This is a genomic window from Streptomyces sp. RKAG337 (genome assembly GCF_023701715.1).
Lineage (GTDB): Bacteria > Actinomycetota > Actinomycetes > Streptomycetales > Streptomycetaceae > Actinacidiphila.
The window spans coordinates 4,754,239-4,772,587 of the sequence record NZ_JAJOZA010000001.1; the positions used below are offsets into that span (position 1 = coordinate 4,754,239).

General features: G+C 71.2%; 15 protein-coding genes. 5 read left to right on the forward strand and 10 right to left on the reverse strand.

Features of this window, described 5'->3' with window-relative positions; translation table 11 throughout:
- Positions 1-43: 43 nt before the first annotated feature.
- Positions 44-646, reverse strand: coding sequence for an oligoribonuclease (orn, locus tag LNW73_RS21140; RefSeq protein WP_138355047.1), 603 nt, complete (start codon positions 644-646; stop codon positions 44-46).
- A gap of 5 nt (positions 647-651) precedes the next feature.
- A complete protein-coding gene (locus tag LNW73_RS21145) occupies positions 652-1,935 on the reverse strand; it encodes a helix-turn-helix domain-containing protein (RefSeq protein WP_250980172.1) in 1,284 nt (427 codons plus the stop codon).
- 1,029 nt (positions 1,936-2,964) lie between these two features.
- On the opposite strand from LNW73_RS21145, the gene LNW73_RS21150 reads away from it, so the two are divergent.
- A complete protein-coding gene (locus LNW73_RS21150; RefSeq protein WP_138355048.1) occupies positions 2,965-3,486 on the forward strand; it encodes a universal stress protein in 522 nt (173 codons plus the stop codon).
- A 269-nt stretch (positions 3,487-3,755) separates the two neighbouring features.
- On the opposite strand, the gene glmS is transcribed toward LNW73_RS21150, so the two are convergent.
- A complete protein-coding gene (gene glmS / locus LNW73_RS21155) occupies positions 3,756-5,570 on the reverse strand; it encodes a glutamine--fructose-6-phosphate transaminase (isomerizing) (protein ID WP_250975993.1) in 1,815 nt (604 codons plus the stop codon).
- Between the two features lie 98 nt (positions 5,571-5,668).
- A complete protein-coding gene (locus LNW73_RS21160) occupies positions 5,669-5,944 on the reverse strand; it encodes a hypothetical protein (RefSeq protein WP_250975992.1) in 276 nt (91 codons plus the stop codon).
- 178 nt (positions 5,945-6,122) lie between these two features.
- On the opposite strand from LNW73_RS21160, the gene LNW73_RS21165 reads away from it, so the two are divergent.
- On the forward strand, positions 6,123-7,820 hold the full coding sequence (locus LNW73_RS21165) for a beta-N-acetylhexosaminidase (protein WP_374118147.1): 1,698 nt from the start codon (positions 6,123-6,125) through the stop codon (positions 7,818-7,820).
- A 72-nt stretch (positions 7,821-7,892) separates the two neighbouring features.
- On the opposite strand, the gene LNW73_RS21170 is transcribed toward LNW73_RS21165, so the two are convergent.
- From LNW73_RS21170 to LNW73_RS21185, 4 genes are read right to left on the reverse strand one after another with little or no spacing between them, the layout of a single operon-like run.
- Positions 7,893-9,059 (reverse strand): acyl-CoA dehydrogenase family protein, encoded by a 1,167-nt coding sequence (locus tag LNW73_RS21170; protein ID WP_250990965.1) that lies wholly within the window; start codon positions 9,057-9,059, stop codon positions 7,893-7,895.
- 2 nt (positions 9,060-9,061) lie between these two features.
- Positions 9,062-10,000: a hydroxymethylglutaryl-CoA lyase gene (locus tag LNW73_RS21175; RefSeq protein ID WP_250975990.1), complete on the reverse strand. Its 939-nt coding sequence runs from the start codon at positions 9,998-10,000 to the stop codon at positions 9,062-9,064.
- Positions 9,997-11,958, reverse strand: coding sequence for an acetyl/propionyl/methylcrotonyl-CoA carboxylase subunit alpha (locus tag LNW73_RS21180; protein ID WP_250992991.1), 1,962 nt, complete (start codon positions 11,956-11,958; stop codon positions 9,997-9,999). The genes LNW73_RS21175 and LNW73_RS21180 overlap by 4 nt, the downstream gene beginning before the upstream one ends.
- A gap of 14 nt (positions 11,959-11,972) precedes the next feature.
- The gene (locus tag LNW73_RS21185) at positions 11,973-13,586 is read right to left on the reverse strand and encodes a carboxyl transferase domain-containing protein (RefSeq protein WP_250990966.1); all 1,614 of its coding nucleotides are present in this window, start codon (positions 13,584-13,586) and stop codon (positions 11,973-11,975) included.
- 84 nt (positions 13,587-13,670) lie between these two features.
- On the opposite strand from LNW73_RS21185, the gene LNW73_RS21190 reads away from it, so the two are divergent.
- The 3 genes from LNW73_RS21190 to tesB all read left to right on the forward strand — a co-directional run bounded on the left by LNW73_RS21190 (position 13,671) and on the right by tesB (position 16,389).
- Positions 13,671-14,282, forward strand: coding sequence for an SACE_7040 family transcriptional regulator (locus tag LNW73_RS21190; protein WP_250975989.1), 612 nt, complete (start codon positions 13,671-13,673; stop codon positions 14,280-14,282).
- Between the two features lie 63 nt (positions 14,283-14,345).
- Complete coding sequence (locus LNW73_RS21195) at positions 14,346-15,503, forward strand: acyl-CoA dehydrogenase family protein (protein WP_250990967.1); 1,158 nt, start codon at positions 14,346-14,348, stop codon at positions 15,501-15,503.
- A gap of 10 nt (positions 15,504-15,513) precedes the next feature.
- Positions 15,514-16,389 (forward strand): acyl-CoA thioesterase II, encoded by an 876-nt coding sequence (tesB, locus tag LNW73_RS21200; protein ID WP_250990968.1) that lies wholly within the window; start codon positions 15,514-15,516, stop codon positions 16,387-16,389.
- 22 nt (positions 16,390-16,411) lie between these two features.
- On the opposite strand, the gene LNW73_RS21205 is transcribed toward tesB, so the two are convergent.
- A complete protein-coding gene (locus LNW73_RS21205; protein ID WP_250990969.1) occupies positions 16,412-17,599 on the reverse strand; it encodes a sensor histidine kinase in 1,188 nt (395 codons plus the stop codon).
- Positions 17,596-18,273, reverse strand: coding sequence for a response regulator (locus LNW73_RS21210; RefSeq protein WP_250990970.1), 678 nt, complete (start codon positions 18,271-18,273; stop codon positions 17,596-17,598). The genes LNW73_RS21205 and LNW73_RS21210 overlap by 4 nt, the downstream gene beginning before the upstream one ends.
- Between the last annotated feature and the right edge of the window lie 76 nt (positions 18,274-18,349).

Sequence of the window (18,349 nt, forward strand, 5' to 3'; positions counted from 1 at the left end):
ACCTGAAGAAGCATACAGGGTCCGGGAGGGTGCTCGCCTCAGGCTATTCGGCGGCCAGGACGTGCTTGGCCGCGATGGCCCGGGCGGTGTCGGTGTCCGGGCCGGGCTGCGGCACGAAGACGGCCTCGCGGTAGTAGCGCAGCTCCGCGATGGACTCGCGGATGTCGGCCAGGGCGCGGTGGTTGCCGTTCTTCTCCGGGCTGTTGAAGTACGCCCGGGGGTACCACCGGCGGGACAGCTCCTTGATGGAGGAGACGTCCACGATCCGGTAGTGGAGGTGCTGTTCGAGAGCCGGCATGTCCCGGGCGAGGAAGCCGCGGTCCGTGCTGACCGAGTTTCCGCACAGCGGGGCCTTGCGCGGTTCCGAGACGTGCTCGCGCACGTAGTCGAGCACCAGCTTCTCGGCCTCCTCGAGCGTCACACCGCCCTCGAGCTCCTCCAGGAGCCCGGAGGCGGTGTGCATCTCGCGTACGACGTCGGGCATGGTCGTCAGGGACTCGGCGGGCGGGCGGATGACGATCTCCACCCCCTCGCCGAGAATGTTCAGCTCGGAGTCGGTGACCAGTGCGGCCACCTCTACGAGCGCGTCGTGGGCCAGGGACAGCCCGGTCATCTCGCAGTCGATCCACACCATGCGGTCGTTCATGGGTCTCACCCTAAGGGGCGATCGCGTGGACCAGGCATAGCCGGGTTGCGGCCGCGTGCGATGCGCTCCGCGCGCAGCCGCCCCCTGATGATGCCGTCGGAGCCGTCCATGCGGCTCTGCTCGGGCACCCGAGGGGCGTACACGTCGGAGTCGGGCTTGCCCGGCACCGTCAGGAGCTGTGGCGGCGTGCCCCGGCGGGGCGGCAGGTGCTCGGCCGGCGCGGGTGGCCGCTCCGGGTCGTCCTGCGGGCGCCGGGCCCGGTACGCGGCCCGGTAGGAGGCGGGCGACGACCCGAGCTGGCGGCGGAAGTGCCCGCGCAGCGCGACGGGGGAGCGGAAGCCGCAGCGGCCCGCCACCTCGTCCACCGAGAAGTCGGACGTCTCCAGCAGCCGCTGCGCCTGCAGCACCCGCTGAGTGATCAGCCACTGCAGCGGGGCACTGCCGGTGAGCGAGCGGAAGCGCCGGTCGAAGGTCCTGCGGCTCATATAGGCGCGAGCCGCCAGGGCCTCCACGTCGAACTGCTCGTGCAGATGCTCCAGCGCCCAGGCGACGACCTCGGCCAGCGGGTCACCGCCGATCTCTTCTGGTAATGACCTGTCGAGGTGGCGCTGGCTGGAGGGCCAGTCACTGCGGCGCGGCGGCACGACGAGCCGCCGGGCGAGCGCGTTCGCGGCCTCGGCGCCGTGGTCGGTGCGTACGACATGCAGGCAGAGGTCGATTCCGGCCGCGGTGCCGGCCGAGGTCAGTACATCTCCGTCGTCCACGAAAAGCTCCCGGGGGTCCACATGCACGGAGGGATAGCGCTTGGCCAAGGTGGGCGCGTACATCCAGTGGGTGGTCGCGGGGCGGCCGTCCAGAAGCCCCGCGGCGGCCAGTACGAACGCCCCTGTGCACAGGCCGATGATCCGGGCGCCCTCCTCGTGGGCCCGGCGCAGCGCGTCGAGGGCCTCGGGAGGTGGTGGTTGGGAGATCGAGCGCCAGGCGGGCACCACTACGGTGCCGGCCCGTGAGAGCGCTTCGAGTCCGTAGGGGGCGCTGAGTTCCAGGCCCCCGGTGGTGCGAAGTGGCCCGTCCTCGCCGGCGCAGACCAGCAGCCGGTAGCGGGGCACGCCCGCGTCCTGCCGGTCGATGCCGAACACGGAGAGCGGGATGGAACTTTCGAAGATCGGCCCGCCGCTGAACAGCAGCACGGCGACGACTTCGGCACGCCGCCGCGCGGACAGTTTGCGAGTGGCGCGGGACGACGCTGACGGTGCTGAGGATCCGGCTGATGGCGACAGGTTCTCCATCGCCGTACCGGTCCTGGACTCCTGGCTCATCATGGAGCTCAAGCCCCCCTCGATCGACGCGGCCCCTCGGTCCTGCACGTTTCCCCCGCCGTATTTCCCAAGATCGAATCTACTGTGTTTGGTGTGTCAGATGAGGCAGTTGTGAATACTTCACCACCTGGCGCTAAGTCGACTTGACCACGTGGCGTGAAGCATTCGATCACGAAGCGTTCCACTCACCGGGCCTGCTGGGAAGTACGCCTCTGGCTCCCGCGGTGGCCTACGACGCTCCTCGCGCCCCCTGGAGCCGTTTCATTGCAGGTGGCAGACGTGTCAGCAAGGCCTATTACCAACAGGGGTACTGCGGCCAGAAGTTGGCTGAAAAACATAGGCACCGATGTGCACGCCCCTGGACGGCGCCCCGGTGTGCGCCCCCTGGCCAGCCAACCGCCCCGGTGCGCCCCTCACGGCCCTCGGCGTCGTCGGGGCGTTATCGGGCCATTTGCCGGTCCCGCTCCGAGCCCGTGTCTTGTTCACGCCGGTGCCGCGGGGAATTTGGTTTGCGCGGGGGGCGGTGTTCGTGCGGTGGCCTCCTGCCGGGCGTCCCGTGCAGGTCCGGAGTGCTCTCCGCATCGCACCCGGGTGCCTCCGGGGGAAGCCCTCGGATCGCTCCGGAAGACCCCTCGAGCCGTTCTGGAGCCGCCCTGGACCCGTTCTGGAGCCGGCCCGCCCGCGACGGCCGCTCCCGCCGCGCGGATTCGTCCGGCCGGATGACGGCGCGACGTTGCGCTCACGGCCGGGCTGCGGCATTCTCCTGGAAACTCCGGGTACGTAATGCCTGCGGAGGCTCGATGAGTCTGTGCAGGGATACGTCTCCGCCGTACTCTGGAGTCACAAGGATCGGAAGCCTCGAACTGGCCGAAACCGGTCAGCCTCGCGGCCCCCGTCAGGGTATTACCGAAGACGCAGCGAAGCTCGCTGTGACGACCGCAGCACCGCCGTTGTCCGCCGGTCGGCGTCTCCACGCCGCCCTTGTCGAGAAACCGCATCATGGCCGGTTATGAGCTCCCTGAGCCCGCTGAAGGCAAGCCGCTCGCCGAATCGGCGGCGCTCCCCGAAGCGGCCCCCGAGCTGCGCTCGTCCTGCGACCCGGCCTTCCGGCACGGTGTCGTGGTGGGATTCGACGGTTCGGTCTCCAGCGAGCGGGCACTCGCCTACTCGATCGGCATGGCCCGCCGCCTCGGCTCGGCGCTGATCATCGTCCATGTGGCCAACCGCCTCCCCGCCACGGTCTGGGCCGGCTGCGAACCACCGGTCTTCGTCGATGTCCCCGACCACAGAACCGAGGTCCTGGGGCTGGAACTCGCCTGTGCCGACCACCTCGCCGAAGTCCCCTGGATCCTCGTCGAACGCGGCGGCGACATCTGCCACGAACTGGAGGAGGTCGGCCGCGAGTACGAGGCCGACGCCATCGTCGTGGGCGGCACCCAGGGCATCATCGGCCGCATCTTCGGCTCGGTAGCGGGCCGCCTGGCACGACGGGCGCAACGGCCGGTCATCGTCATCCCGTAGAACCACCACGGGAGAGCCACCACAGCCACAGCCCCCACCGGCCGCACACCCACGCCGCAAACCGTCGCCGCCGCAGGTTCACGACCCGGGCCCGGCGCACCATCCACCACGTTCCCGCAGGTCGGAGGGGACATGAGGGGGCCGGGGCCGCAGGTGGGGGGCTTCGAAATGCTGCCGAGCTATTTGTGGGCCGCCAGGCCCTAAATAGTCGATTTCGAAGCCCCCCACCGGAGGACCCGGCCCCCGGAACCACGAACCAACCCGCAGGCTTACTCCACCGTCACGGACTTCGCCAGGTTCCGCGGCTTGTCGATGTCCCGCCCCATCGCCTTCGCCGTGTGGTAAGCGAACAACTGCAGCGGAATCCCCATCAGGATCGGATCCAGCTCGACCTCGTTCTTCGGCACCACGATCGTGTGGTCCGCCTTCTCCTGCACCTGGTGCGCCACCGCCAGAATCCGCCCGCTCCGCGCCTTGATCTCCTCCAGCGCCGCCCGGTTCTTGTCCAGCAGATCGTCGTCCGGCACGATCGCCACCGTCGGCAGCGCCGGCTCGATCAGCGCCAGCGGACCGTGCTTCAACTCGGAGGCCGGGTACGCCTCCGCGTGGATGTAGCTGATCTCCTTGAGCTTCAACGAGGCCTCACGGGCCACCGGATAGCCCCGCACGCGCCCGATGAACATCATCGACTTGGCGCCCGCGTACTCGGCGGCCAGCTTCTCGATCTCCGCCTCGCCCTCCAGCATCTCGGCGATCTGCGCCGGCAGCTTCCGCAGTCCCGCGATGATCCGCTTGCCGTCCGCGACCGACAGGTCGCGGATCCGGCCCAGGTGCAGCGCGAGCAGCGCGAACGCGACCACGGTGTTGGTGAAGCACTTCGTGGAGACGACGCAGACCTCGGGACCGGCGTGGACGTACACACCGCCGTCCGTCTCGCGGGCGATCGCCGAGCCGACGACGTTCACCACGCCCAGGACGCGCGCGCCCTTGCGCTTGAGCTCCTGGACGGCGGCGAGCACGTCGTAGGTCTCGCCGGACTGGGAGACCGCGATGTAGAGGGTGTCGGGGTCGACGACCGGGTTCCGGTAGCGGAACTCGGAGGCGGGCTCGGCGTCCGAGGGGATGCGGGCCAGCTCCTCGATCATCTGCGCGCCGATCTGGCCCGCGTGGTACGACGTGCCGCAGCCGAGGATCTTGATCCGGCGGACGCTCCGCGCCTCGCGCGGGTCGAGGTTCAGACCGCCCAGGTGCACGGTGGAGAACCGGTCGTCGATACGGCCGCGCAGCACGCGGTCGACCGCGTCGGGCTGCTCGGAGATCTCCTTGTGCATGTACGTGTCGTGGCCGCCCATGTCGTACGACTCGGCCTCCCACTCCACGGTGGTCGGCGTGGCCGAGGTGCTGGAACCCTCGGTGGTGTACGTGCGGAAGTCGTCGGCCTTGAGGGTGGCCATCTCGCCGTCGTCGAGGGTGACGACCTGACGGGTGTGGCTGACCAGCGCGGCGACGTCCGAGGCGACGAACATCTCCTTGTCGCCGATGCCGAGCACGACCGGCGAGCCGTTGCGGGCGACGACGATGCGGTCGGGGAAGTCCTGGTGCATGACGGCGATGCCGTAGGTGCCCTCGACGCGGCGCAGCGCTTCCTGGACCTTGGCCTCGAGGGTGTCGGCCTGCGAGCGGCCGATGAGGTGCACGACGACCTCGGAGTCGGTCTCGGAGGTGAACTCCACGCCGTCGGCGATCAGTTTGGCGCGCAGGTCGTCGGCGTTGTCGATGATGCCGTTGTGGACGAGGGCGACTTTGCCCTCCGCGTCAAGGTGGGGGTGCGCGTTCTCGTCGTTCGGAGCGCCGTGCGTGGCCCAGCGGGTGTGCGCGATACCGGTGGTGCCGGCGAAGCGCTTGGGGATGCGCGCCTCCAGCTCGCGGACCCGGCCCTTGGCCTTGACCGTCTTGAGGACCCCGGACTTTCCGGTGATGACGACGCCCGCCGAGTCGTAGCCCCGGTACTCCAGCCGCTGCAGGCCTTCCAGCAGCAGTGGAGCCACGTCGCGCTTACCGATGTATCCGACGATCCCGCACATATGGTCGTCCCTCTCCGTCGTAAGTCAGTAGTAGGTGGTGCCCGTTCCGCACGAGGGGCACCGGGTGCTTCCGGTGTGTCTGCCGGCGTCCGCCGGTGTCAGCCGTAGACGATGCGGCGCAGTTGCCGCAGGGAGAGCTCGGGAGGCGTCACCGCGCGGTACGGCAGCTCCTCGGTGATCCGCTCGAAGATCACCGCGTTGACCAGGCCCCTGGCCTGGAGCTCGCGGTGCCGGCGGCGGACGAACAGCTCGGTCGTCTCGTCGAAGTACGCCAGCACGTCCTGGATCACCCGGACCGCCTCACCGCGGTGCAGCGGTGTGGTGCGGACCAGGTGGTCGACAAGGTCCTCATGGGACGTCTGGCGTTCGGGCATCCGTCGATACTGGTGTGATCATCGCCCGTTTGCAAGAATCCTGCCCGATTTCGGGCAGGAGGTGGATCGGGGTGAGCCAAAAGTGTGGGGAATTGGTCTACACCTTGACCGTTCGGGGGGTGCAGGGTACCCAGAGGGCATCGGTACTCTCCGCCGCCCGCTGAAGGGAAATCCCCCTGTGAGACGACCCAGCGTCCGGAACCACCTGCCCCAGGTCCTCTGCTCGCTGCTGCTGATCACCGGCGCCGCCTGCGCTTCGGCCCCGACCGCGCCGGCCGCTTCGGACGCCGGAGCCGACGCCGAGGCGACCGTCCTGGAGCGGGTCGTCCCCGCCCCGGCCTCCGTACAGTCCGGCGGCGCCTCCTACGCCATCGGCGCCGGCACCCGCATCCACGTGCCCGGGAACTCCGACGAGGTGCGGAAGGTCGGCGACTACCTCGCGGCCGTGCTGCGGCCGTCCACCGGATACCCGCTGCCCGTCGTCGCGGACGACGGAGGCGGCGACGGCATCGTGCTCAAACTGGGAGCGACGATCAGCGGTGCGGGCAGCGACAAGGCCGCCCGCGTCGGGACGGCCGATCCCAAGGCGGACGGCGCCGGGGCGCCCCGCGACACGGCCGTGGCACTCGGAGCTGAGGGGTACCGGCTCGTCGTCTCCGGGCAGTCGGTGACCATCGGCGCCGAGCAGGCCGCCGGGCTGTTCCACGGTGTGCAGACGCTGCGCCAGCTGCTCCCCGCCACGATCGAGAAGCGCACCGTGCAGAGCGGCCCGTGGAAGGTGCCGGGCGGCACCATCACCGACGCACCGCGCTACGCCTACCGCGGCGGCATGCTCGACGTGTCGCGGCACTTCTTCTCCGTCGCGCAGGTCGAGCGGTACATCGACCAGCTCGCCCTCTACAAGATCAACCAGCTGCATCTGCATCTGTCGGACGACCAGGGGTGGCGGATCGCCATCGACTCCTGGCCGCGGCTGGCCGCCTACGGCGGCAGCACCCAGGTCGGCGGGGGACCCGGCGGCTCGTACTCGAAGGCCGACTACCGCGAGATCGTGCGCTACGCCGCCGGCCGCTATCTGACGGTGGTGCCCGAGATCGACATGCCCGGCCACACCAACGCGGCCCTCGCCTCCTACGCGGAGCTGAACTGCAACGGCATCGCCCCGCCGCTCTACACGGGCACCAGTGTCGGCTTCAGCTCGCTGTGCGTCGCCAAGGACGTCACCTACCGGTTCGCGGACCAGGTGCTGGGGGAGCTGGCCGCCCTCACCCCGGGCCCGTATCTGCACATCGGCGGCGACGAGGCGCACTCCACCAGCCACGCCGACTACGTGACGTTCATGGACAAGGTCCAGCCGCTCGTCACCAAGTACGGGAAGACCGTGATCGGCTGGCACCAGCTGGCGGGCGCGCACCCGGTCGCCGGGGCCGTCGGCCAGTACTGGGGCACGAACGGCGGTGAGAAGGAGGTCGCGGACGCGGCCAAGGCCGGAATGCGGCTGATCCTCTCGCCCGCCAACCGCGCCTATCTGGACATGAAGTACAACGCCTCCACCCCGATCGGCCAGAACTGGGCCGGCTTCGTCGAGGTGAAGGACTCCTACAACTGGGACCCCGCCACCTTCATCAAGGGCGCACCCGCCGCCGCCGTCCTCGGCGTGGAGGCGCCGCTGTGGACGGAGACCATTGTGACCAGCGCGGACGCCGACTACATGACCTTCCCGAGGCTGCCGGGAATCGCCGAGATCGGCTGGTCCCCGGTGGCCACCCACCAGTGGGATGCCTACAAGGTGCGGCTCGCCGCCCAGGGCCCGCGCTGGACGGCCCTGGGCATCGGCTACTACCGCTCGCCCCAGGTGCCCTGGCCGAGCGGCTGACAGCCGGCCGGCGGCGGACGGTCCTCGCGACCGACCGCCGCCGGCCCGCCGGCCGCCGATCGACCCGCCTCGTCAGCCCGAGAGCCCCAGCTCGCGGGCGATCAGCATCCGCTGGACCTCGCTGGTGCCCTCGCCGATCTCCAGGATCTTGGAGTCCCGCCACATACGGGCCACCGGGTACTCGTTCATGAAGCCGTATCCGCCGTGGATCTGGGTGGCCTCACGGGCGTTGTCGACGGCGACCGTCGAGGAATAGAGCTTGGCGATCGCCGCCTCCTTCTTGAACGGCTCGCCGTTCACCAGCCGGGAGGCCGCGTCGCGCCAGCCGATACGGGCCATGTGGGCGCGCATCTCCATGTCGGCCAGCTTGAACTGGATCGCCTGGTTGGCGCCGATCGGCCGGCCGAACGCCTCCCGGGTCTTCGCGTACGCCAGGGACTCGTCGACGCAGCCCTGGGCGAGCCCGGTGGCCAGCGCCGAGATCGCGATCCGGCCCTCGTCGAGGATCCGCAGGAACTGCGCGTAGCCGCGGCCCTCCTCGCCGAGCAGGTTCGCGGCCGGGACCCGGCAGTCGGAGAACGACAGCTCACGGGTGTCCGAGGCGTTCCAGCCGACCTTGGAGTACGGGGCCGCGACACCGAAGCCCGGCGTGCCAGAGGGCACGATGATCGACGAGATCAGCGGCCGTCCGTCGTCCTTGCGGCCGGTGACGGCGGTGACCGTGACCAGACCCGTGATGTCCGTACCGGAGTTGGTGATGAAGCACTTGGTGCCGTTGATCACCCATTCGTTCGTCGCCTCGTCCAGCCGGGCGGTGGTGCGGGTGCCGCCGGCGTCGGAACCGCACTCGGGCTCGGTCAGCCCGAACGCGCCCAGGATCTCCCCGGAACACATCCGCGGCAGCCACTCGCGCTTCTGCTCCTCGGTGCCGAAGCGGAAGACCGGCATCGCGCCCAGCGAGACGCCCGCTTCGAGGGTGATGGCGACGGACGAGTCCACCCGCGCGAGCTCCTCGAGGACGATGCCGAGGGCGAGGTAGTCGCCGCCCATGCCGCCGTACTCCTCGGGGAAGGGCAGACCGAACAGGCCCATCCGGCCCATCTCACGGATGATCTCGTACGGGAACTCGTGGTTCTCGTAGAACTCCCCGATCTTCGGCGTGATCACGTCGTGCGCGAACGCCTCGACGGTGCGGCGCAGTTCCTCGTGCTCGGGGGCGAGGCGGTGATCGATCGACATGACTACGGCTCCTGGTGGGAGAGGGCGCGGACGGTGCGGGAGGGGCTTGGCCTCCCGAGCTGCTCCGCCATCCACACGCTCGTGGCGGTGAGGCGGTCGAGGTCGACCCCGGTGTCGATACCGAGGCCGTTCAGCATCCAGACGAGGTCTTCCGTGGCGAGGTTGCCGGTGGCGCTCTTCGCGTACGGGCAGCCGCCGAGGCCGCCCGCGGAGGCGTCGACGACGGTCACCCCCCGCTGGAGGGCGGCCAGGGTGTTGGACAGCGCCTGGCCGTACGTGTCGTGGAAGTGCACGGCGAGCCGGTCCGTCGGGACCCCCTGTTCCACCAGGGCGGCGAGCAGCGCGGTGACATGGCCGGGGGTGGCGACGCCGATCGTGTCGCCGAGGCTCAGCTCGGTGCATCCCAGGTCGTACAGCCGGCGGGCGACGGCCGCCACCCGCTCCACCGGGACCGGGCCCTCCCACGGGTCGCCGAAGCACATGGAGAGATAGCCGCGCACGGTGGCCCCGGCCTCCCGGGCCCTGGCGACGACCGGCTCGAACATGGCGAGGGACTCGTCGACGGTCCGGTTCAGATTGGCCTTGGCGAACGACTCGGTCGCGCTGCCGAAGACCGCGATCTCCGTGACGCCGAGCGCCAGGGCGCGTTCCAGACCCCGTTCGTTGGGGACCAGCACCGGCAGATGCGCGTCCACATCGGCCAGCAGCGGCATCAGCTCGGCGGCGTCGGCCAGTTGGGGCACCCACTTGGGGTGCACGAAGCTGGTCGCCTCGATCGTGCCGAGGCCCGCGGCGGCCAGCCGGTGGATGAACTCGGCCTTCACCGCGGTCGGGACGGTCGTCTTCTCGTTCTGCAGCCCGTCGCGCGCGCCGACCTCGTGGATCCTGACCCGCGCGGGCAGCCCGGCGGCCGGTACGGACATGGGCAGACCGTTGGTCATGACTCCTCCCGGGGAGTGACGACGGCGAGCACCTGGTCCATGGCGACGGTGCTGCCGGGGGTGACGTCGATCTCGGTGACCGTGCCGTCGTGGGGAGCGGTGATGACGTGCTCCATCTTCATCGCCTCGACGACCAGCAGGCTCTGGCCCGCGGTCACCTCGTCCCCGGTCGCGACCTTGACGACGGTCACCGTGCCGGGCATCGGCGCGGTGAGCGCGCCGGTGCCACCGGCGCCCGCGCTGCCGCTCAGGGCGGCAGCGACGGGGTCGTGGTCCGCGACGTGCCAGCTGTCCCCGTCACGGCCCAGCCAGGCGCCCGCGTGGTGGAAGGAATGGGTGGCGCCGTCCCAGTGCAGGACGCCGCGTCCGCCGTCGGTGACCAGCCGCGCCGGGACCGCCGCGGCGTCGCCCACCCGGACCTCGCCCCCGCGGACCCGGACGGCCAGCGGCTCGTGGCCCGGCACTCGCAGATGGTGGATGGTCCAGGCCGGCTCGCCGCCCAGCCGCCAGCCGTCGGCCGCCGAGAACGGATCGGTCCAGGTGGTGGCGTCCGACGGGGGGAGCAGGGCGGCCTGGCGCAGCAGCGCCGCGGCGGCGTAGACCTCGGGCGGCACGTCCGGTGGGATCAGCGAGCCGACCTCGCGCTCGACCAGCCCGGTGTCGAGGACTCCGGAGACCACCTCCGGGTGGGCCAGCAGCCGCCGCAGGAAGCCGGCGTTGGTGGCGACACCCAGGGTGACGGTGCCGGCCAGCGCCGCGCGCAACTTGCGCAAAGCGGTGGCGCGGTCGGGGCCGTACGCGATGACCTTGGACAGCATCGGGTCGTACAGGCTGCCGATCTCGGTGCCCTCGGCGAGCCCGGAGTCGGTGCGGACCCCGTCGCCCTGCGGCTCGTGGAGCGACAGCACGGTTCCGCCGGAGGGCAGGAAGCCGCGGGCCGGGTCCTCGGCGCAGATCCGGGCCTCGACGGCGTGGCCGGTGAGGGTGACGCCCTCCTGCCCGAACGGCAGGCGCTCGCCGGAGGCGACGCGCAGCTGCCACTCGACGAGGTCCAGGCCGGTGATGAGTTCGGTGACGGGATGCTCGACCTGGAGGCGGGTGTTCATCTCCATGAAGCAGTACGCGGACGGGTCCGCGCCCGGGACGATGAACTCGACGGTGCCCGCGCCGACATAGCCGCAGGAACGGGCGGCCTGCACGGCGGCCTCGCCCATCGCCGCGCGGGTGGCCTCGTCCAGGAGCACGCTGGGCGCCTCCTCGATCACCTTCTGGTGCCGGCGCTGCAGCGAGCACTCCCGCTCGCCCAGGTGGACGACGTTGCCGTGGGCGTCGGCCAGCACCTGGATCTCGATGTGCCGCGGCCGGTCGATCCAGCGCTCGACGAGGAGGGTGTCGTCGCCGAAGGAACCGCGGGCCTCGCGCCGGGCGGCGGCGATCTCGTCGCCGAGCTGCGCCTCGTCCCGCACCAGCCGCATGCCCTTGCCGCCGCCGCCCGCGGACGGCTTGAGCAGGACCGGCATGCCGATCTTCTGTGCCTCGCCGATGAGTTGGGTGTCGGTGAGACCGCTGCCGGACGATCCCGGTACGACCGGGACACCGGCCTCCAGAACGGTCGCCTTGGCGCGGATCTTGTCGCCCATCAGCTGGATCGCCGAGGCCGGCGGTCCGATGAAGACGAGCCCGGCGTCGGTGCAGGCCTGCGCGAAGGCGGCGTTCTCCGCGAGGAAGCCGTAGCCGGGGTGCACGGCCTGGGCCCCGGTACGGGCGGCGGCGCGCAACTGCTCGTCGATGGAGAGGTAGTTCTCGATGCGGACCGCGGTGTCGGCCTCGCGGACGTGCCGGGCGTCGGCGTCGGCGTCGCTGAACACGGCGGCCGAGCGCACGCCGAGGCGCCGCAGTGTGCGGATCACCCGGACGGCGATCTCACCGCGGTTGGCGATGAGGACGGTGTCGAACATGGTCATCTCTGTCCTCACATCCGGAAGACGCCGTAGCCGGGCTCACCCAGCGGCGCGTTGGCGCAGGCGGTGAGCGCGAGGCCCAGGACCGTGCGGGTCTCCAGCGGGTCGATCACGCCGTCGTCCCAGAGCCGGGCGGTCGCGTAGTAGGCGTTGCCCTGGGTGTCGTACTGGGCCCTGATGGGGTCCTTGAACGCGGTCTCCTCATCGGGAGCCCACTCGCCGCCCGCCGCCTCGATCTGGTCGCGCTTGACGGTGGCGAGCACGGAGGCGGCCTGTTCGCCGCCCATCACGGAGATCTTGGCGTTGGGCCACATCCACAGGAAGCGCGGTGAATAGGCGCGCCCGCACATCGAGTAGTTGCCGGCGCCGTACGAGCCGCCGATCACGACCGTCAGCTTGGGCACCCGGGCGCAGGCCACCGCGGTGACCATCTTCGCGCCGTGCTTGGCGATGCCGCCCGCCTCGTACTGGCGGCCCACCATGAACCCGGAGATGTTCTGCAGGAACAGCAGCGGGATGCCGCGCTGGTCGCACAGCTCGATGAAGTGCGCGCCCTTCATGGCGGACTCGGCGAAGAGGATGCCGTTGTTGGCGATGATGCCCACCGGGTGGCCGTGCACATGGGCGAAGCCGGTGACGAGGGTCGTGCCGTACTCCGCCTTGAACTCCGCGAAGCGGCTGCCGTCGACGATCCTGGCGATGACCTCGCGCACGTCGTACGGGGTGCGGGAGTCGACGGGCACCGCGCCGGTGAGCCCCGCCGGGTCGACGGCGGGCTCCTCGACCGGGTCGAGGTCCCAGGGGCGGGGGGCCCGGGGGCCGAGGGTGGACACGATGTTCCGCACGATGCGCAGCGCGTGGGCGTCGTCCTCGGCCAGGTGGTCGGTGACGCCGGAGATCCTGGAGTGCACCTCGCCGCCGCCGAGCTCCTCGGCGGTGACGACCTCGCCGGTCGCGGCCTTCACCAGCGGCGGCCCGCCCAGGAAGATCGTGCCCTGGTTGCGGACGATCACCGCTTCGTCGCTCATGGCCGGGACGTACGCGCCGCCGGCCGTGCACGAGCCCATCACCGCGGCGATCTGCGGGATGCCGCGGGCCGACATCGTCGCCTGGTTGTAGAAGATCCGGCCGAAGTGGTCGCGGTCCGGGAACACCTCGTCCTGCCGGGGCAGGAAGGCACCGCCGGAATCGACCAGGTAGACGCACGGCAGCCGGTTGTCGAGCGCGATCTCCTGCGCCCGCAGGTGCTTCTTCACCGTCATGGGGTAGTACGTGCCGCCCTTGACCGTGGCGTCGTTCGCGACGACCACGACCTCACGGCCGGAGACCCTGCCGATACCGGCGACGACGCCGGCGGCCGGGGCCTGGCCCTCGTACATCCCGTCGGCGGCCAGCGGGGCGAGCTCCAGGAAGGGCGAGCCGGGGTCGAGCAGCCCGTCCACCCGGTCACGGGGCAGGAGCTTGCCGCGCGCGGTGTGCCGGGCGCGGGCCTTCTCGCCGCCGCCGAGCCGGGCGGCGGCGAGCTTGTCGCGCAGCCGCGCACTCAGTTCGGCGTGCGCCGCCGCATTGGCACGGTAGGTCTCCGACGCCGGATCGGCGGCGCTGGAGAGGACGGGTGCTGCCATGTGTCGGGCCCCCGGAAGTTAGCGAGCGTTAACGTGGTGACCTTCACGTTAACGCTCGCTAACGGGATTGTCTAGACTCGTTCCATGCACCCCACGAAGGCGAGCGAGAACCGCCGCGACCAGATCCTGCGGGAGGCCGCCCGGCTCTTCGCCGAACGCGGATTCCATGGCGTCGGTGTGGACGAGATAGGGGCCGCGGTCGGCATCAGCGGACCCGGCCTCTACCGGCACTTCGCGGGCAAGGACGCGATGCTCGCCGAGCTGCTCGTCGGGATCAGCGGCCGGCTGCTCACGGCCGGCAAGGCCCGGGTCGCCGAGGCTTCCGACCCGGCCGGAGCACTGGACGCGCTGGTCCGCGGCCATATCGACTTCGCGCTCGACGACCGCCCGCTGATCACCCTGCACGACCGCGAGCTGGACCGGCTGCGCGACTCCGACCGCAAGCTGGTGCGCCAGCTCCAGCGGCAGTACGTCGAGCAGTGGGTCGACGTCGTCCGGCAGGTGCGTCCGGCCGCGCCCGAGCCGCAGGTGCGGGCCGCCGTGCACGCGGTCTTCGGGCTGCTCAACTCCACCCCGCACCTGGGCGCGCACAGCGGGCTCCCGGACCGGAACGACACCGCGGCGCTGCTGCGCCGGCTGGCACTCGGCGCACTGACGGCTCTGGACAGCATGGACGACCGGCGAGTAACTTACTGAGCGCTTGCTTATTTTCCGGACCCCGGTCCCGGATCCATGTCTCAGGCCCAGAGGAGGCGCGAAGTGCGTCGTACGGTGTTCAACGAGGACCACGAAGCGTTCCGCGAGACGATCCGGGACTTCATCGCCGCCGAGGTCGTTCCCGTCTACGACGAGTGGCTGGCGGCCGGCCAGGCCCCCCGCGACTTCTACCGCAAGCTCGGTGAGCTGGGCGTCTTCGGTATCGAAGTGCCCGAGGAATTCGGCGGGGCCGGCGAGACCAGCTTCAAGTTCCAGGCCGTCATCACCGAGGAGTGCGCCCGCGCGGGCGTCAGCTTCGGCGGCAGCGGTGTGCACACCGGCCTCTGCCTCCCGTACCTGCTGGCCTACTGCGACGACGAGCAGAAGAAGCGCTGGCTCCCCGGCTTCGTCTCCGGCGACATGATGACCGCCATCGCCATGACCGAGCCGGGCACCGGCTCCGACCTGGCCGGCATGAAGACCACCGCCAAGCTCTCCGAGGACGGCACGCACTACGTCCTCAACGGCGCCAAGACCTTCATCACCGGCGGTGTGCACGCCGACCGCGTCATCGTCTGCGCCAGGACCGCCCCGGACACCCCCGAGGACCGCCGCGCGGGCATCTCGCTGCTGGTCGTCGACACGAAGTCCGAGGGCTACGCCGTCGGCCGCAAGCTGGAGAAGCTCGGCCTCAAGACCTCCGACACCGCCGAGCTGTCCTTCACCGACGTGAAGGTGCCCGTCGAGGACCTGCTCGGCGAGGAGGGCAAGGGCTTCTCGTACCTCGGCCAGAACCTGCCGCAAGAGCGGATCGCCATCGCTGTGGGCGCGTACGCGCAGGCCTCCGCCGCCATAGGTTTCGCCAAGGCGTACGTCCAGGACCGCACCGTCTTCGGCCAGTCCGTCGCCTCGTTCCAGAACACCAAGTTCGTGCTCGCCGACTGCAAGGCCGAGGTGGACGCGGCCCAGGCCGTCGTCGACCGCGCCCTGGACGCACACGACGCCGGTGAGCTGACCGCCGCCGACGCCGCCTCCGCCAAGCTCTTCTGCACCGATGTCGCGGCCCGCGTCATCGACAAGTGCCTGCAGCTGCACGGCGGCTACGGCTACATGCTGGAGTACCCCATCGCCCGCCTGTACGCGGACAACCGCGTCAACCGCATCTACGGCGGCACCAGCGAGGTCATGCGCTCCATCATCGCCAAGTCGATGGGCCTGTGAGCGCGACCCTGTGAACACAGCGCTGACGTCCCTGCTCGGTCTGCTCGATCTGGAGCGGATCGAGCAGGACATCTTCCGCGGCATCAGCAGGTCGGCGGTCGTGCCACGGGTGTTCGGCGGCCAGGTCGCCGCCCAGGCGCTGGTCGCGGCGGGCCGCACCGTCCCCGAGGACCGCGCCGCGCACTCCCTGCACGCGTACTTCCTGCGGCCGGGCGACCCCGGCGCGCCGATCGTCTACCAGGTGGACCGGATCCGGGACGGCCGCTCCTTCACCACCCGAAGGGTGGTGGCCGTTCAGCACGGACAGCCGATCTTCCATCTGTCGGCGTCCTTCCAGGAGCACGAGGAAGGGCTCGAGCACCAGGAGCCCATGCCGCCGGCGCCGGACCCCGAGTCGCTGCCCACCGCCGAGGAACTGCTGCCCGCGCACGCGGACAAGTTCCCCGACCCCAAGGTGATCGACCGCCTCCTGGAGGCGCGGGCCGCCGTCGACCTGCGGTACGCCGAGGATCCGCCGTTCCTCGTCGCCGGGCAGGGCCCGCGCGAACCGCGCTCCCAGGTGTGGTTCCGCACCCGCGGCAAGCTCGCGGACGACCCGCTGCTGCACGTCTGCCTGGCCACGTACGTCTCGGACATGACGCTGCTGGACTCGGTGCTCCTCGCCCACGGGCGGGGTGGCTGGGCTGTCGGCGACGTGGTCGGCGCCAGCCTGGACCACGCCATGTGGTTCCACCGGCCCTTCCGCGCCGACGAATGGCTGCTGTACGACCAGCAGAGCCCGTCGGCGTCCGGCGGCCGGGGACTGGGCACCGCCCGGATCTACACCCAGGACGGTCGCCTCGTGGTGTCCGTGATTCAGGAGGGCGTGGTCCGCGTCCCGCGTTAGCGGGTGGGGCACACGGCCCGCCCTACGCGGCGGGGAGGACGGCCCGCACCAGGAAGCCGCCGTCGGGCTGCGCGCACGCGTCGAGGGTGCCGCCCAGCTGGGCGGCACGTTCGCGCAGGCCGGCGAGGCCGTGGCCGCCGGAGGGCAGCAGGGGGCCCGGCAGCTCACCCGGCGGGCCGTTGCGGACGCTGACCAGGAGCCGTCCCCCGGTCAGCCGCACGTCGACCTCCGTCTCGGCGCCCGTCGCGTGCTTGCGCACGTTGGTCAGCGACTCCTGCACGATCCGGTAGGCGGCCTGCCCGACGGGCGCCGGGCAGCTTCCCGCGTCGACCTGCCCCCGCACCGTGGGACCCGCCGTCGCCAGCAGCGCCGGCAGCTCGGCCAGTCCGGGTCCGGCCGGCGGCGTCATGGCCGCCGGACGTGCCCGGCCCGCCGGGTCCGACGAGCCGGACGCGTTCGTCACGGGAAGCCGCAGCAGGCCCACCATGCGGCGCAGTTCGTCCAGCGCGTCCCGGCTCAGCTCGCGCACCGCTCCGGCCGCGTCGCGGGCCTCCTGGCTCCGCGCGGTGACCTCCAGCGCGCCGGACTGCACCGCGATGAGGCTGATGTGATGCGCGACGGTGTCGTGCATCTCGCGGGCGAGCCGGGCGCGCTCCTTGACGACGGCCTGCTCGGCGGCGAGCCGGCCTTCGCGTTCCCGGCTCTCGGCCAGCTCGGCGAGCCGGGCCGCCAGCTCCCGCCGGGAGGAACTGAGCAGCCCCAGGGCCGTGGGGGCGGTGGCCAGCAGGGCGGACAGCAGCAGCGCCAGGATCGTGGGCGCCGGCTCCCAGTCGATCGTGCCCAGCCACGGCCAGGGGACGAAGGAGACCACGGCCACGGCGGCGGCGCAGCCGCCGATGACCCACATCCGGGGTGTGACGCGGGGGCCGGACCCGGTGCCGCCGTTCGTGTCCGGTGCCGTGCGGCCCGTCCCGCCGGAGGCGACCTGGTAGAGCGCGGCCATCGGCGCCAGCCACACGTACCCGAGCGAGAGCGCGGGCAGCGTCGCCGCGAAGGCGAGCAGCGGAAACCGCCGGCGCACCAGGAGAGCGGCCGTCGCGGTGCACGCGACGGCGAGCGAGAGGGAGCCGCCCATCGACTGCGTCGCCCACACCTCGGTCGCCGAGAGGGCGATCAGGGCGGCATCCAGGACGGCGGGCCGCAGTCTCACGTCCGCTCCGCGGCCGGGGCGAGTCCCGCGCGGTGCGCGAGCACGGCCGCGGCGACCCGGTTGGGCGCGTCCAGCTTCCGCAGCACCGCGCGCACATGGTCCTTGACGGTGGCGACCGTGATCCCCAGCCGTGCGGCGATGTCGGAGTTCGGCAGACCCGCCGCCAGGAGGACGAGGACTTCGCGCTCGCGCAGGGTGAGCAGGCCCAGGGCGACGGCGTCCGCACCGCCGGGGTTGTCGAGGCCGGTCCCGGCCCCCGCCCCGAGGTAGCCGCGGACGACCGTACGGCTGACGGTCGGCGTGAAGACCGTCCCGCCGGAGGCGAGGACCCGCACGGCGTCGATCAGCGTGCCCACGGCCGTGTCCTTGAGGAGGAAGCCGGTGGCGCCCTCCCGCATCGCTGCACTGATGTACGCGCTGGTGTCGAACGCCGTGAGCATGGCGACGGCGGGTGGCCGCGGCAGCGCGCGCAGCTCCCGCAGGACCGTCAGCCCGTCCGGTGCCGGCATGACGGCGTCCAGCAGCACCAGGTCGGGTCCGGCCGCCTCGATGGCGGCCACCGCGTCCCGGCCGTCGCAGTCGACGACCACCGCGATGTCTCCCGCGGTCTCCAGAATCCGCCGCAGGGCGACCCTGACCAGCGCCTCGTCGTCGACGATCGCTACATGGATCAACTTGCGCCTGCCTTCTGAAGCCCCTCTGCGATCGTAACCAGAGACTTCGGATCCGCAGAGTCCGGATCCGCTGCGC